We start from the raw sequence: 15,872 nt of genomic DNA on the forward strand, positions 1-15,872 counted from the left end.
AAAAAACGGATGACCTCAATCAGGTCATCCGTTTTTCATGTCATTTGTTGAGTTCAAGCGCGAAAGAAATCGCAGATAATGCATAAAGCGGCGCCGTTTCAGACCGAAGAATGCGTGGTCCAAATGCACATGCAGTCGCTCCAGCCTGAGTCCATTGATTGATTTCATTCATATCGAATCCACCTTCAGGTCCCGTGATGACGAGAACGCGTTGTTTCGGTTTCAGTTGAGTCAACAGTTGTGCGAAAGCAGACTGTTCCCCTTCTTTTGCCGACTCTTCATACGCGATGATGACGGCATCATAGCCCTCCATTTTCTGATGAATCTCTTTCGGAGAGATGTAGGAACACGTCGGTACAACGGCACGATAGGCTTGTTCAGCCGCTTCTTGCATAATCTTTTGAATCCGCTCCACTTTTTTCGGAGCTTTTTTTCCATCCCATTTGGCGACAGAGCGCGCTGATTCGAACAGCAACAGATGGTGGACGCCAAGCTCCGTCGCTTTTTGGGCGACGAGCTCGACTTTGTCCCCTTTCGGGAGTGCATACGCCAAAGTCACCTCGATTGGCAACTCAGTCGTCGCCTGTCGCGATGACGTGACTTTCGCTTCCCCGCTCTTCTTCTCAAGCGATGTCACGACACAGGCATACTCAACACCTGTACCATCCAACAGGACCATCTCATATCCAGGACCTTGTCGTAAGACTGTACCGATGTGGTGGACCACATCTGAAGGAAGGGTCACCGTTTCGCCTTTAAAGGCTTCTTTTGTCAAAAAATAACGTTGCATAACTTACCCCTTCTTGGCGATAATCGCGACCCAGTCTTCCATCACGCGCGTCTCTTCAATCTCAAATCCAGCAGCGACCAAAGCATTCGTCACTTCAGCCCGCTTCTCTCCGATAATTCCAGAGGTGATGAAGCGCCCACCTGACTTCGTACGTGCATAGGCGTCTTCGATGAAAAGGAGAATGACGTCAGCAAGAATGTTCGCTACGACTAAATCGTACTCGCCTTCCACACCTTTCAGAAGATCACCTGTGTCCACTTGAACGAGTTCGCCCACTCCGTTCGTCTCAACGTTTTGACGAGCAGCTTCGACTGCGACCGAGTCTAAGTCTAGTGCCTTTACCTTCGTTGCACCAAGTTTTGCTGCTGCAATCGACAATACACCCGATCCTGTACCGACATCAATGACACGGTCACCTTCCTGGATGTAGTTCTCAATCGCTTGAATGCAGAGCATTGTCGTCGGATGCGTTCCTGTGCCAAACGCCATACCCGGGTCAAGCAAAATCACATTCTCTTCCGGCTGCGGGGTGTACTCTTCCCATAAAGGAACGATGGTTAGTTGTTGCGAAATCTTTACCGGCTTATAATACTGCTTCCAAGAGTGTGCCCAGTCCTCTTCATCGATTTCAGCGACCGTGACGTCTCCAGATCCGATGTCGAGCATCGTGCGAAGTCGTTCGATTTCTTTTTTAAGATTCGAAAGTAAATCTTGAAAATCACCTGAGGCCGGGACATACGCTTTGACGTGTACGCCAGAAGTTGGATACGTTTCACGATCCGAAACGTCCCAAATTTCTCCGAAATGGTCCTCCGCCATCATTCTGTCGAAATCTTCCACGTCCTCGATGACGACACCTTGTGCCCCCACTTCGTGTAGTAAATTGGATACTGCTTCTACCGCAAGTTGTGTCGTGTGGACACAAATTTCAGACCATTTCATCGTTCGTACACACTCCTTTTAGTGACTAAAGAACTTTTTCATTTTTTGGAACATGCCATGTTCCTCTTCGACACCGGACTCTCCGCTAATTTCTTCAAATTCACGCAGTAACTCTTTTTGACGGTCTGTCATGTTTTTCGGCGTCATCACGATGACACTGACATACTGGTCACCATTTGCACCACCACGAACACTCGGCATTCCTTTACCGCGTAAACGGAATTTCGAACCGGTTTGTGTCCCTGCAGGTACTTTCAAGCTCACATTCCCGTGAACTGTTGGTACTTCGATTTCCGCACCGAGAGCAGCCTGGGCGAATGTAATTGGCATATCCATTGCGATGTGTTGGTCGACACGTTCAAAGATCTCATGTGCTCTGACACGAACGACGACGTATAAGTCTCCTGCTGGACCACCGTTCACGCCTGGACCACCTTTACCAGAGAGACGAATCTGTTGACCGTTATCGATACCGGCTGGGATTTTGACCTCGACGGTTTGTTTCTTCTTCACATGACCTGAACCATGGCAAGTCGGACATTTTTCTTTAATCGTCTTACCACTTCCGTGACACTGGCTACATGGACGCTGATTGACCATACGACCGAGAATCGTGTTCTGTTCGACCGTTTCGACGCCGCTACCGCCACATCGGTTACACGTTTCCGGTTTCGTGCCCGGTTTTGCTCCGCTTCCCATACACGTGTCACATTCTACTTCGATTTCGAGTTCAATCGTCTCTGTTTTACCTGTGACACTTTCCATGAAGTCGAGATCGACGACGTACTGGTAGTCTTCACCGCGACGTGGTGCATTCGGATCTTGACGGCGCCCACCGCCTCCAAAAAACATGTCAAAGATATCTCCGAAGCCGCCTTGGAAGTCACCTCCACCGCCGAACTGATTGGCCCCTTCGAAACCGAATCGGTCATACTGGGCCCGTTTCTGTTCGTCTGAGAGTACTTCATACGCTTCACCAATCTCTTTGAACTTGTCGGCAGCATCTGCTTCTTGGTTGATGTCCGGGTGATATTGACGGGCTAATTTTCGATATGCCCGCTTGATGTCTTGTGCTGAGGCCGACTTGTCGAGCCCGAGCACTTCATAATAATCTCGTTTCGCCACTATTCTCGCTCCTATCCTCACTAACTACGTATCGATTTTACCGATTCTACCTTAACATGGAAAGAGCCAAAGCAGAAACCTGCTTTGGCGCTCTCCTTTACAACGGCTGTTTATTTACGGTCGTCGAGATCCTCAAACTCTGCGTCCACGACATTATCGTCCTGTTTCGCTTCCGCCTGTGGTTCTGCGCCTTCAGCACCTTGCTGTTCAGCCATTTTAGCATATACTTTTTGCGTCAACTCTTGAACGACAGCTGACAATTCGTCTTTGGCTGTACGGATCGCCTCAAGGTCTGAACCTTCGAGAGCAGTTTTCGCTTTTTCTTTCGCAGCTTCTGCTTTTTCTTTGTCCGCCTCTTCTACTTGCTCACCAAGATCTTTGATTGCCTTGTCTGTCGCGAAGACGAGTTGGTCTGTTTCGTTGCGAAGTTCTGCTTCTTCTTTACGTTTGTTATCTGCTTCTGCGTTCGCTTCTGCTTCTTTCACCATACGCTCGATTTCCGCCTCATCGATACCTGAAGAAGATTGGATTGTGATCGATTGTTCTTTGTTCGTACCGAGGTCTTTCGCCGATACGTGAACGATTCCGTTTGCATCGATATCGAATTTTACTTCGATTTGCGGCACACCACGTGGTGCTGGTGGGATGTCCGTCAATTGGAAGCGACCAAGTGTCTTGTTGTCTGGTGCCATCGGACGTTCCCCTTGAAGGACGTGGATGTCAACAGCAGGCTGGTTATCGGCTGCAGTCGAGAACACTTGTGATTTCGATGTTGGGATTGTCGTGTTACGATCGATGAGTTTCGTCATCACGCCACCCATTGTCTCGATACCGAGTGAGAGTGGAGTCACGTCGAGAAGAACGACGTCTTTCACGTCTCCGGCAAGAACTCCACCTTGAATTGCTGCACCAAGTGCAACAACTTCATCCGGGTTAACCCCTTTGAACGGCTCTTTCTTCGTGAAGTCGTGGATTGCTTTTTGAACAGCAGGGATACGTGTCGAACCACCGACGAGAATGATTTTGTCGAGGTCAGATGGTGTAAGTCCTGCATCTTTTAAAGCACGACGCGTCGGTTCCATTGTGCGTTCGACAAGGTCAGCCGTCAATTCTTCGAATTTCGCACGTGTGAGTGTCATCTCCAAGTGGAGCGGACCTGCTTCACCTGCTGTGATGAACGGAAGGCTGATGTGTGCGCTTGTGACACCTGAAAGGTCTTTCTTCGCTTTTTCGGCAGCATCTTTCAAACGTTGAAGTGCCATCTTGTCTTTGCCGAGGTCAATGCCGTTCTCTTTTTTGAATTCTGCAACGAGGTAGTCGATGACTTTTTGGTCGAAGTCATCTCCACCGAGACGGTTGTCACCAGCTGTAGCGACAACTTCGAATACACCGTCACCAAGTTCAAGAATCGAAACGTCGAACGTACCGCCACCGAGGTCATAGATCAAAATCGTGTGGTCTTCACCTTTATCTAAACCGTAAGCGAGTGCCGCAGCTGTTGGCTCGTTGATGATCCGTTTGACATCAAGACCAGCAATCTTACCAGCATCTTTTGTCGCTTGACGCTCCGCGTCGTTGAAGTATGCAGGAACTGTGATGACGGCTTCCGTGACTGATTCACCGAGGTAGTCTTCAGCATCTTTCTTCAACTTCTGCAAAATGATTGCCGAGATTTCTTGTGGTGTGAATTTCTTACCGTCTACGTCAACTGTATGTGATGTTCCCATGTGACGTTTGATTGATTGGATCGTATTCGGGTTCGTGATAGCCTGACGTTTCGCGACCTCACCGACTTGACGCTCTTCTCCTTTGAATGCGACAACCGAAGGAGTCGTACGGTTACCTTCTGCGTTTGAGATGACGACGGCTTCGCCACCTTCCATTACTGCCACACATGAGTTTGTAGTCCCTAAGTCAATACCGATAATTTTACCCATCGTTTATTCCTCCGTCTCGTTAAGTAGTGTTATTCTGCGACTTTTACCATGCTCGGGCGAATGACTCGACCATGCATCGTATATCCTTTTTGAAGCTCCATCGTCACGATACCTGACTCGAACTCATCGCTCGGTTCTTGCATGACTGCTTGATGGAAATTCGGGTCGAACGGCTGTCCGACTGCTTCAATCACTTCGACTTGCTCAGCATTTAATACGTCAAGTAGTTGACGATGAATCATGTCTACTCCCGATTGAATCTGCTTCGCATCTTCTGAAGTTGCGTTTACTTGAAGTGCACGCTCAAAGTTGTCAATGAGCGGAATCAATTTTTCAATGACAGACTGTGAAGCAAACTTGACGCGTTTGGCATTCTCTTCGTTCGTCCGACGACGGAAGTTGTCAAAGTCGGCACGAATGCGGAGCTCGCTCGCTTTCAACGCTTCGATTTCTTTTTGTAAGTCCGTCCCCTCAGAACTTTCTTCCACAATCTCAGCATTTAAAACCTCATCTTCATTTGATTCAGTCGACTCATTCTCTTCTGTTTGTGCCGAGTCTACAGATTTTTCTTCAAGCACGTCATCTTGCTCGTGCCCGTTTTGGTGATCTGCTGTCATAATAAAACTCCTTTCCGTCACTCATCTAGTTTCGTTCGTCGCAACGCTTCGATAATTTGTCCCATCATTTGGACACCATGACGGTAATTCATACGCGTTGGACCAATCATAGCGATTGTACCGAATGTTTTTCCGTCTAGTGTATAATCCGAGGTGATGACACTACAATTTTGAAGGGCGACAATTCCGTTCTCGCTCCCAATGCTCACATAAATCTCACGATTTGGCAACGATTCGAGCCAGTGCGTCAATCGTTCTTGCTCATCAATCCATTCTAGGAATGGGCGTAACGTGTCGAGCGTCTGAAACTCGGGTTGATTGAAGATTTTCTTCTTGCCCCCGAGATAAAGCGAAGACGGCGTTTGGATTCCGAGCGTCGATTGAATCAGTTGCATCATGTTCTCGTACTGCTGTCGCTGAGCGAGTTGCAATTTGGCAACTTCCTCCCCAATCCGGATTTTCAATTGTCCGATTGGCGTTCCGACAAGGCGGTCGTTCAACAGTCGAATCGTTTCCTCGATGACGTCAGGAGCGACACGCGATTCAAACATGACGGTACGATGCTCGACGTGACCTTGATCCGTGACGATGAGAACGACACCACGCCGCTCGTCTAATGGCATAAAGTCCACACGGGCCAACGTTTCCATTTGGCTGTTCGGACCGAGGGCGACCGTCGTATAATTGGTCAAATCAGAAAGGAGATCTGCAGCTTGTCGAATCAGGATTTCAGACTCTTTTGAAGATTGTTTCAAACGTTCTTCTAGTCGACCTGTCTCCCGTTCGTCGATGATCTGCTTCTCGACGAGGTGGTCCACGTAATATCGATAGCCGACCTCTGACGGGATGCGACCTGCAGAAGTATGTGGTTTTTCAATCAGCCCCATGTCTTCCAAATCGGCCATATCATTCCGAATCGTTGCTGAACTAAACGTCAAATCGTCCCGTTTCGACAACGTCCGCGAACCGACCGGCTGAGCCGTCTGGATGTAATCGTCAATGATGGCTCGAAGAATGAGCAATTGTCGATCTGTCAGCACAACATCACTCCTCTCTGAAAAGGTTACCCCGCTTTATTAGCACTCATATTTAACGAGTGCTAATCACACTTCAAATATTATCATGTTCTCACTATTTGTCAATTCATACACTCGGATTTTTTCACCTTTTTTCACGATAGCAAACCTACGAAATGAAAATAAAAGCCCATTTCGGTAGAATAGATGATGAGGTGATTAAATGTTTACAACAAAACAATTTAATGTATTTAAACAGGATGGACTCGACGAACGAATGTCTGGCATCCGTTCGGATATTCAACCGCTCTTCCATCGGATTTATGACGAGGTCGGGCCAGGGCTTGAGGCTGATGTCGGTATCCCCCTTTATTTGCATGTGGCGAAGCACGCTCGTCGGACGGTGAACCCACCGAAAGATACGTGGATGGCGATTTGTCACGACAAACGCGGGTACAAAAAACATCCACACTTACAAGTTGGGCTTTTCGACGATCGTGTCTTCATTTGGCTTGCGTTCATCTATGAGATGCCGAACAAAGACGCCATCGCGAAACACCTGCAACAAATCGATTTGAAATCAACATTCTCTGATTTCCATATCGCGGGCGACCATATGAAAAAAGAAGCGTTTCTTGTTGAAGATACGTCAACTGAAGACATTCAATCGCTACTTGAGCGATTCGGCACTGTGAAAAAGGCTGATTTCTTGATCGGCCGTCAACTTCCTGCCGATGCGTCGATTCTTCAAAATGAAGACGCATTTCTCGCGTTGGTCGAAGACACGTTCGGTCGGCTTACACCGCTCTATCGTGATCTCGTCTTGTAATATAAGAAAATGGACAAATCCTCACGAGGGACTTGTCCATTTTTTTATGAATCAGCATGTTCAAGTTTTGCTTCTCCAATAAAGGCTGCAAAGGCTTCATTGGCGAGTGGCAAACCGGATGCCGTTAGACGGATATGTGTGTCCGTCCGTTCAATCAGTGACTTCTTCACCAACTCTTCGATGACGTGACCGAACACATCATCGAGCGACACTCCGTACTTTTGTTCAAACGTCTGAAGCGAGACCCCGGAACGCATACGCAGGCCGAGGAATAACTCTTCTTCCATCTTTTCCACTTCTTCTAGTTCGGTCACCCGTTTCACAGGGATGCCTTCTGCTTTAATATAGTGAGGAATTGGAGCGATATTGGCGCGACGTGTCCCATTCAAATAACTATGCGCTCCGGCTCCGAATCCATAGTACTCTTCATTGCGCCAATACACTTGATTGTGACGGCTCTCCCGACCAGGCAAGCCATAGTTGGAGATCTCATATTGTTGGAGACCATGGCGTTCAAGCGTCTCCATCACTTTCAAGTACATTTCGACTTCGACATCTTCTCCCGGTAAACGGAGCTTCCCTTTTCGATCTTGAATCGCAAAGACGGTATGCGGTTCGAGAATCAACGAATAAGAGGATACATGTTGAATCGGTAATTTAAGCGCTAGCTCTAAATCACGGTCAATTTGTTCAAGTGTTTGTTCCGGAAGACCAAACATCAGGTCAATCGAGATATTGTCAAAGCGTTTTGCCGCTTCACTTACCGTCTCGAACACATCATCCGCACGATGCGTACGGCCGATGCGCTCCAGTCCACCATCATCAAACGTCTGGACACCGAAACTGAGTCGGTTGACGCCACCTGCTTTCATCGTATCAAGCTTTTCCGCACTCACAAAGTTCGGGTTCGCTTCGACAGAATATTCGAGGTCATCTGACGCGAGTGGCAGAAGGTGTTGGCGGACCATATCCATCAGGCGCGCCATCTGCTCCTCATTGAGCGCGGTCGGTGTCCCGCCTCCGATAAAGATGGTATCAATCCGCTCTGTCGGAAACGCCTCGAGCGTCAATACCATCTCTCGCTCTAATGCATCTAAATAAGCATCAACAGGCTGATTTTTTAAAAACACCTTGTTGAAATCACAGTAATAACAAATATGTTCACAAAATGGAATGTGAAGATATACGGCTTTAGCCAATTTCGGCCACCCCTTTCTTCTCATTCCATTTATAACGCTTTTCGTCTGTTCTTTCCAGCCTGCGCCATCAATCGAATCGATGAATGAATAAACCACTCTTCAATTTCGGCTCGAACCAGGTTGATTTTGGAGGCATCTGGCCACCATCATCCGCCACGCGCATCAGTTGTGACATCGTTGTCTCATGGCACGTGAAAAGCAATCGATCTGGTACTTTAGTCAGCTTTTCTAATTCCGAGGCCGTCTTGTTCCCACCGACAAAATCGACTCTCGCGTCTGTACGAATATCCTCGACGTTGAAGTACGGCGTTAGTATATCTCGTTGTAAGATGGCAACGTCTAGCGCCTTGTCCTCTTGCCGTTTCGTCAACTGATAATATTTCCCTCGATAGGCGACTCCGAAGACGCCATGTTCTTTCGGCAGGACAAGACCATCCTCCTCATTGATTATGTATGAAAACGAGAGTCCGTCTAACATATTCTCTACCTCTTCTGGACTAATCGCTGTCAGCACGCGATGATACGGCAAAATCGTCAATTCGTCACTCGGGAAGAGGACACCTAAGAAGTGTGTACGTTCATTATTTTGAGAACGATCCCCACTCATCCCGGAAACGACCGTTGCCGCTTTCGCACGGTGATGTCCATCCGCAATGTAAATCGCCGGGATGGTTGCGCCAATCATCATGACACGAGCGAGTTCACGGTTTGGAACCATGAATCCTTCATGCATGACGCCTCGTTCATCCGTGAACGAGAACAACGGGTTTCCGTCTGTCGCAGCATGTAAGATTTGCTTCAAGTTTGCATGTGGAGGATGACTGAGGAGAATGGGACCGGTGTGCGCTCGTGTTGCCCGGACATGCTCGACACGTTCCCGCTCCTTCGCCTCCCGTGTATGTTCGTGAATCTTGATTCGACCGGCTTCATAATCCGCGACTGAAAAGGTGGCGACTAAACCGGTTTGCTGACGTTGTCCCGATGTCAATCGATAGACGTAAAATCCATTCGGACGTTCCGTCAACTCCTTCTCATAGAGACGTTCTAGCTCATGACGCGCCAAATCCCCCCACTTCTCAAGCGAAAGGTCGGATTGAAGTGCTTCCGGCTTATCAACTGCTAAAAAAGAATCAGGATTTTCTGAAATGACGGCTTGCGCCTCTTCAATCGATACGACATCGTACGGGTCTGCGGCGACACGTTCCGGATGCGCTGGCATATAAGGGCTGAACGGTTTAAATACGACCATAAGATCCTCCTTAAAATTCCCGGACGCGAATGACGCCCTGTATTTCATACAGCGCATGAATCGATAACGGTTCATGCTCGCTGTTGTCTAAATCAATCAACGTATACGCCATCTCCCCGCGGCTACGATTGACCATGTTATCGATATTCAATCCATGTGAGGCAAGTTCTCCCGTGATTTGACCGACCATGTTCGGGACGTTTCGATGCAAGATTCCAAGACGGCGTTTACCGGTGTAAGGAAGCTCGACGTTCGGAAAATTAGCAGACGAACGAATATTCCCTGTCTCGAGATACAACTTCAGCGTCTCCACTGCTTGAATGGCACAATTAACTTCCGATTCTTTAGTCGATGCACCGAGGTGAGGCAGTGCCATGACTTGCGGATGACCAATCAACGTGTGACGGGGGAAGTCGGTCACATACAGTCCCACATGATGATGCAACGCCTTCAATAAGTCATCATCTTTCACGAGCTCTCCTCGCGCAAAGTTCAAAACAGTCATCCCCGGTTTCATCCGTTCGAACCAACTCTGGTCAATGCTGAATCGAGTCTCCTCAGTCAAAGGCATATGAATCGACAATAAGTCAACATTTCCCAGTACCTCACTTAAATGTTTGGCACGCGTGACGTGTTTCGAAATATTCCAGGCGGCATCAACCGAGAGATGGGGATCGTATCCGATAACATCGACCCCAAGCTGGAGAAGATCGTTGGCTAGCGACGCACCGATGGCTCCTAGACCGATAATCCCTACTTTTTTGCCTCGCAACTCCGCTCCGAGGAATTGTCGTTTTTGCACTTCCATCGCTTCTTCTAATTGCGATTGCGATGCGATAGTCTGTTCATTCACCCAATTGAGTCCTTTCACAATGGGTCGTACCGAGAGGATCATGCTCGCAAGGACGAGTTCTTTCACCGCATTCGCATTCGCACCAGGTGTATGAAACGCGACGATTCCTCGCTTCGCAAGTTTATCGAGCGGAAGGTTGTTGACACCGGCCCCTGCTCTAGCGATGGCGAGAAGATAGGGAGGGATATCCTCTTCGTGGACTTGATGACTTCTCAGTACCCAAGCATCGGCTTGATCCGATGCATTGATGACGTACTCGCTTGGCTCAAATCGTTTCAGACCAGCGGCAGCGATTTGATTAAATGTTTTGATGTGATACATGGGTTTCCTCCTCGAATGCTCTCATGACGTCGACGAGGCGTTCTGCCCCTTCTAGCGGCATCGCGTTATACAGACTTGCACGTAAGCCCCCTACCGAACGATGACCACCGAGTTCGAGCAATCCACGTTCTAAAGCGTATCGTTCAAATCGCCGATCCATCTCTTGATCTCCCGTTGTAAATGGGATGTTCGTCAATGAACGACATTCCCCCGAAACAATTGGAGAAAAGCAGGTCGACTCTTCAAGATAGGAATAGACCCTGTCACTTTTCTGATGATTCAATCGTTCCATCGCTTCGACGCCTCCGCGGTCTTCCACCCACTTCAATACACGCTCTGCTACATACATGCTGAAGGTCGATGGTGTATTGAATAACGTATCGACATGTGACCCATACTGAAGATAACTCGGCAACTCAAGCGACTGAATCAAATCCCGACGGATGATGACGACCGTCAGTCCTGCAGGTCCGATATTCTTTTGGGCTCCGGCATAAATCACCCCGAAGCGCTCCACATCGATTTGCTCGGCTAGAATGTTCGAGGAAGCATCTGCAATCAGCGGGACATCGATTTCAGGGAGATGTGTAAATCGAGTCCCTTCAATCGTGTTGTTCAGTGTCACATGGAGATAGTCCACCTCTTGGACAAGGCTCGATTCAAACGACATCTTTCCCGTCGCATCTACCAATGGGTGAATGACATCGACCTCTCCAAAGTGTTTCGCATCTTCCATCGCTTTTTTAGACCAGATGCCCGTATCCACATAAGCGAATCGATTCCGCTTCCGTAAATTCATCGGAATCATTGAAAATTGTAACGTCGCACCGCCTTGTAGCCAAAGCACAGCGTAATTCTCAGGGATATGCATGAGTCTTCTCAATCTCAATTCAAGAGAGTCGACCACACGTTCGAAAGACGCTGAGCGATGACTCGTTTCGATAATCGAAACGCCTTCATACTCAAACGTCAAAAGATGTTGTTGAATCTCTTGCATCACTTCTGTCGGTAGCATGCCAGGACCCGCAGAGTATGTATACGTCGACACGGTGTTTCCTCCTCTATAGTCTGTCTAAGGGTTTACTCTTCCTTATATGAAAGGGCATTTCCTGCCTGAAATACAAAATCGCCCTGATTCGAAAATCAGGGCGACTCAAACTCATTATTCTTCGTCCATAGAGAGAACAGACATAAACGCTTCTTGCGGGACTTCGACGGACCCGACCATCTTCATGCGCTTCTTACCTTCTTTTTGTTTCTCGAGGAGTTTCCGTTTACGTGAGATATCTCCCCCATAACATTTAGCCAAAACGTTTTTACGAAGTGCTTTAATCGTAGAACGTGCGACGATTTTAGTTCCAACGGCCGCTTGGACTGGAACTTCGAACTGCATCCGTGGAATGAGAGCTTTAAGCTTCTCAACAATGACCTTCCCACGTTCGTACGCGAAGTCACGGTGAACGATGAAGCTGAGGGCATCGACGATTTCGTTATTGAGCAAGATATCCATCTTCACGAGACGCGATTGACGGTAGCCGATCAACTCATAATCGAGAGACGCGTAGCCTTTCGTGCTCGATTTCAACTGATCGAAGAAATCATAGACGATTTCACTGAGCGGAATCTCGTACGTGATTTTGACGCGAGTCGTATCGATGTATTGCATATCGATGAACGTTCCGCGTTTCTTCTGGCAAAGTTCCATGATTGCACCTACGTAGTCGTTTGGTGTCATGACAGCCGCCTTGACGTATGGCTCTTCAATCGAATCGACTTTTTGTTGCTCTGGCATCTTCGATGGGTTATCGACGTGAATTACTTCGCCTGAAGTCGTCGTCACGTGATAAATTACCGATGGTGCCGTCGTAATCAAGTCGATGTTAAACTCACGTTCAATTCGCTCTTGAATGATTTCCATATGAAGCATGCCGAGGAATCCACAACGGAAACCAAAACCGAGCGCTTGCGACGTCTCTGGTTCAAACTCGAGTGCGGCATCTGAGAGCTGGAGCTTTTCAAGTGCCTCACGAAGATCATTGTACTTAGCCGCATCAATCGGATACAAACCACAGTAAACCATCGGGTTCATCTTGCGATAACCAGGTAGCTGACTCGTTGCCGGGTTTTTAGCAAGTGTGATCGTATCCCCGACGCGAACATCTCCTACTGTTTTAATGGATGCAGAAAGCGTACCAACGTCTCCTACGTTCAATTCTTTAACAGAGATCGGTTTTGGCGTCGACACACCGAGGTCCGTCACTTCGAACGTCTTGCCAGTCGCCATCATTTGAACTTTGTCTCCTACTTTGACTGAACCGTTCACGATACGAATCGATGCGACGACACCGCGGTAAGCGTCATAGTATGAGTCAAAAATCAGTGCTTGCAATGGTTCAGACGGGTCACCTGTCGGCGGAGGGACAAGTTCCACGATTTGTTCGAGAATCTCTTCAATCCCGATTCCGGCTTTTGCAGAAGTCGGGACCGCATCACTCGCATCGAGTCCGATGACGTCTTCAATCTCTTGACGGACCCGCTCGACATCCGCTGACGGCAAGTCGATTTTATTGATGACCGGAATGATTTCAAGGTCGTTATCGAGTGCTAAATAAACGTTCGCAAGGGTTTGCGCTTCAATTCCTTGCGCTGCATCGACGACGAGAATCGCACCTTCACATGCCGCAAGCGAACGTGACACTTCATATGTGAAGTCGACGTGTCCTGGCGTGTCGATCAAGTGAAGAATATACTCTTCTCCGTCTTTCGCCGTATAGTTCAATTTGACGGCGTTCAATTTGATTGTAATTCCACGCTCGCGCTCCAAGTCCATCGCGTCAAGCGTCTGCTCTTTCATCTCACGAGCCGTGAGTGCACCAGTCTTCTCAAGAATCCGGTCAGCGAGCGTCGACTTTCCATGATCGATGTGCGCGATGATGGAAAAGTTGCGAATCTTCTTCTGACGATTCTCTAATTCTTGTTTGTTCATATATGGGTTCACCTATCCTTCTCATGCATACCGTGTCATTATATCAAAATCCTAAAGTAATGTGTACGACCTACTACAACAATACCACAGATAGTTTTCAGAATAATCATCAAGTGGTTGCTTTTCATATAACCGTTTGCTACAATTGTGCTTGTTCTGTTGAATGATTACTTGAAGTAATAAGAACATACACTTTCTTGTTTCAGGAGGTGACAAACAATGGCAAACATCAAATCAGCAATCAAACGTGCAAAAACTTCTGAAAAACGTCGTGTTGCGAACTCACAAGAGAAAGCGGCAATGCGTACAGCAGTAAAACGTGTTGATGCTCTCGTACTCGAAGGAAACAAAGAAGCTGCTCAAGAAGCTTTCGTCCTCGCTACGAAGAAGCTCGACAAGGCTGCATCAAAAGGTCTTATCCACAAAAACAAAGCAGGTCGTGATAAATCACGCCTCGCAGCTCGTATCGCTGCTCTCTAATTAGAGATCACACGAAACAGCCGCCTCCTATTCGGAGCCGGCTGTTTTTTTGTATACCATGACGTAGTGTGGGCCAATCCCAGGGATGTCGAACGGCTCCCCGATTCGTGTAAGTCCATTTCGTTCATAGAAACGGACAGCCACTTCTCTCGCATTACACCACCATGAACATCCCAGCTCATCATGGAGTGCCTGTAAAAATCGAGAGCCGATTCCTTGTCCCGAAACATGAGGATCCGTCGCCATGCCACGGAGTTGGAGCGGAATCTTCACACCCTCGATTTGTTTCGGGGACAGCATGACTGTAGCGACCGACAGCACTTGATCGCCTTCAACCCAAGCGAAGTGTCGCGTCGTCGGCGCCTCATCCCCTTCAAAATAACACGTCTCAACGTCTTTTCCTGGTCTGAGCACAACATGACGGAGTGGAATCACGTCTTGAAGCGTCACTTGTTTGAATCCCATTCCCTCACCTCACAATAAGGCCAGTTGACAAACGAGCGTATCGAAAACGATCTGTTTGTCACCTCGTCCTGTTTTCATGGTCTCGTCCGCGTCTGCAATCAATGTCAACGCACGTGCGAGCTGAGCCTCTGAAAAGCCGCGACTCGCTTGTGTCGCCAATTTGATTGTATACGGGTGGGCCCCGATTTTCGATGCGATTTGCTTCTCTCCATAGCCTGCCTCTGTCAACTGTTTCGACAGGTACATGTTCCGATATTGCCGAGCAAGCAACCCGAGTAGTCCAATCAGTTCTTGCCCTTGTTTTTCTAAATCCCGAACCAATCGAAGCGCTGCATCAGCTTGTCGTTTGACGAGAAGCTCCGAGAGTTGAAAGACGTTATCTTCTAATGTACGTGGAACTAAATCATTCACAATCTCAATCGGAATCGTCGCACCCGTTCCCGCGTACAACTGTAGCTTCTCTAGTTCGCGAACCAACTTTCCCCAATCATCCTGACATAGGAATAAAAGACGCTCCATCGTAGAGCGCTCCATCTTTTGTTGTTCACGACTCAATGCATCGTTCACGTATCGCATCAGTTCATTTTGGCTCGGCTTTTTCGCTTCGAGGACGATGGCACGCTCTTTCAGACGCTTCACGATTTTCTTCCGCTCATCGAGTTTTTCTGACTCGACAATCAAGACAAGAACCGAATAGGTCGCCGGTTGTACGACATATTCCGCCAGACGGTCAACATTGTGCTTTTGCTTCTCTTTCGCACCCGTTAAGAACTGGGCATTTTTCACGATAACCGTGCGATACTCACTAAAGAAAGGGACCGTCTCCGCTTCATCAAGCGCCGTATCGAGTGACGTCTCTTGAAGATCTAGTTGCATGACATCAAATTGATCACCGGATGGATTGGCCGCTTTCACGATTTCACGTTCCCACGTCTCTAACAAATATTTTTCGGTGCCATGGAGAACATAGACGCTCGCCAGTTTTCCATTATGTAACCACGGTTCATTCAAAACACACACCACTTTCACAATTTATTCTCATCTAAACATAGATTATCTTCCC

15 protein-coding genes are annotated in these 15,872 nt (G+C 48.0%); 2 read left to right on the forward strand and 13 right to left on the reverse strand.

Going from position 1 to position 15,872, the window contains the following annotated elements:
- Positions 1-40: 40 nt before the first annotated feature.
- From ACFO4U_RS05750 to hrcA, 6 genes are all read right to left on the reverse strand, one after another.
- The gene (locus tag ACFO4U_RS05750; RefSeq protein WP_215243820.1) at positions 41-790 is read right to left on the reverse strand and encodes a 16S rRNA (uracil(1498)-N(3))-methyltransferase; all 750 of its coding nucleotides are present in this window, start codon (positions 788-790) and stop codon (positions 41-43) included.
- A 3-nt stretch (positions 791-793) separates the two neighbouring features.
- Positions 794-1,732, reverse strand: coding sequence for a 50S ribosomal protein L11 methyltransferase (gene prmA / locus ACFO4U_RS05755; RefSeq protein ID WP_078147163.1), 939 nt, complete (start codon positions 1,730-1,732; stop codon positions 794-796).
- 18 nt (positions 1,733-1,750) lie between these two features.
- Positions 1,751-2,857 (reverse strand): molecular chaperone DnaJ, encoded by a 1,107-nt coding sequence (dnaJ, locus tag ACFO4U_RS05760; RefSeq protein ID WP_012726665.1) that lies wholly within the window; start codon positions 2,855-2,857, stop codon positions 1,751-1,753.
- Between the two features lie 110 nt (positions 2,858-2,967).
- Positions 2,968-4,794, reverse strand: a complete 1,827-nt coding sequence (dnaK, locus tag ACFO4U_RS05765; RefSeq protein WP_012726666.1) for a molecular chaperone DnaK — start codon at positions 4,792-4,794, stop codon at positions 2,968-2,970.
- Between the two features lie 29 nt (positions 4,795-4,823).
- Positions 4,824-5,411, reverse strand: coding sequence for a nucleotide exchange factor GrpE (gene grpE / locus ACFO4U_RS05770; protein WP_012726667.1), 588 nt, complete (start codon positions 5,409-5,411; stop codon positions 4,824-4,826).
- Positions 5,412-5,428: 17 nt separating this feature from the next.
- Positions 5,429-6,451, reverse strand: a complete 1,023-nt coding sequence (gene hrcA, locus ACFO4U_RS05775; protein WP_074036577.1) for a heat-inducible transcriptional repressor HrcA — start codon at positions 6,449-6,451, stop codon at positions 5,429-5,431.
- A gap of 199 nt (positions 6,452-6,650) precedes the next feature.
- On the opposite strand from hrcA, the gene ACFO4U_RS05780 reads away from it, so the two are divergent.
- A complete protein-coding gene (locus ACFO4U_RS05780) occupies positions 6,651-7,256 on the forward strand; it encodes a DUF1054 domain-containing protein (RefSeq protein WP_215243819.1) in 606 nt (201 codons plus the stop codon).
- A gap of 44 nt (positions 7,257-7,300) precedes the next feature.
- Here the strand turns inward: ACFO4U_RS05780 and hemW are convergent, their stop codons facing one another.
- From hemW to lepA, 5 genes are all read right to left on the reverse strand, one after another.
- The gene (gene hemW, locus ACFO4U_RS05785) at positions 7,301-8,455 is read right to left on the reverse strand and encodes a radical SAM family heme chaperone HemW (protein WP_214690739.1); all 1,155 of its coding nucleotides are present in this window, start codon (positions 8,453-8,455) and stop codon (positions 7,301-7,303) included.
- A gap of 67 nt (positions 8,456-8,522) precedes the next feature.
- On the reverse strand, positions 8,523-9,704 hold the full coding sequence (locus tag ACFO4U_RS05790) for a DUF1015 domain-containing protein (RefSeq protein WP_215243818.1): 1,182 nt from the start codon (positions 9,702-9,704) through the stop codon (positions 8,523-8,525).
- 10 nt (positions 9,705-9,714) lie between these two features.
- Entirely contained in the window at positions 9,715-10,878 is a 1,164-nt protein-coding gene (locus tag ACFO4U_RS05795; protein ID WP_214781524.1) for a phosphoglycerate dehydrogenase, read from the reverse strand.
- Entirely contained in the window at positions 10,856-11,926 is a 1,071-nt protein-coding gene (serC, locus tag ACFO4U_RS05800) for a 3-phosphoserine/phosphohydroxythreonine transaminase (protein ID WP_196430886.1), read from the reverse strand. The genes ACFO4U_RS05795 and serC overlap by 23 nt, the downstream gene beginning before the upstream one ends.
- A gap of 114 nt (positions 11,927-12,040) precedes the next feature.
- Positions 12,041-13,864 (reverse strand): translation elongation factor 4, encoded by a 1,824-nt coding sequence (gene lepA, locus ACFO4U_RS05805; protein ID WP_196430887.1) that lies wholly within the window; start codon positions 13,862-13,864, stop codon positions 12,041-12,043.
- A 219-nt stretch (positions 13,865-14,083) separates the two neighbouring features.
- Here lepA and rpsT point away from each other — a divergent pair, with 219 nt between their 5' ends.
- Complete coding sequence (gene rpsT, locus ACFO4U_RS05810; RefSeq protein ID WP_012726675.1) at positions 14,084-14,344, forward strand: 30S ribosomal protein S20; 261 nt, start codon at positions 14,084-14,086, stop codon at positions 14,342-14,344.
- 27 nt (positions 14,345-14,371) lie between these two features.
- On the opposite strand, the gene ACFO4U_RS05815 is transcribed toward rpsT, so the two are convergent.
- On the reverse strand, positions 14,372-14,809 hold the full coding sequence (locus ACFO4U_RS05815; RefSeq protein ID WP_074036567.1) for a GNAT family N-acetyltransferase: 438 nt from the start codon (positions 14,807-14,809) through the stop codon (positions 14,372-14,374).
- 9 nt (positions 14,810-14,818) lie between these two features.
- Positions 14,819-15,829, reverse strand: a complete 1,011-nt coding sequence (gene holA / locus ACFO4U_RS05820; RefSeq protein ID WP_260563699.1) for a DNA polymerase III subunit delta — start codon at positions 15,827-15,829, stop codon at positions 14,819-14,821.
- Positions 15,830-15,872: the final 43 nt, after the last annotated feature.

The organism is Exiguobacterium profundum (assembly GCF_042652865.1).
GTDB lineage: Bacteria > Bacillota > Bacilli > Exiguobacteriales > Exiguobacteriaceae > Exiguobacterium > Exiguobacterium profundum.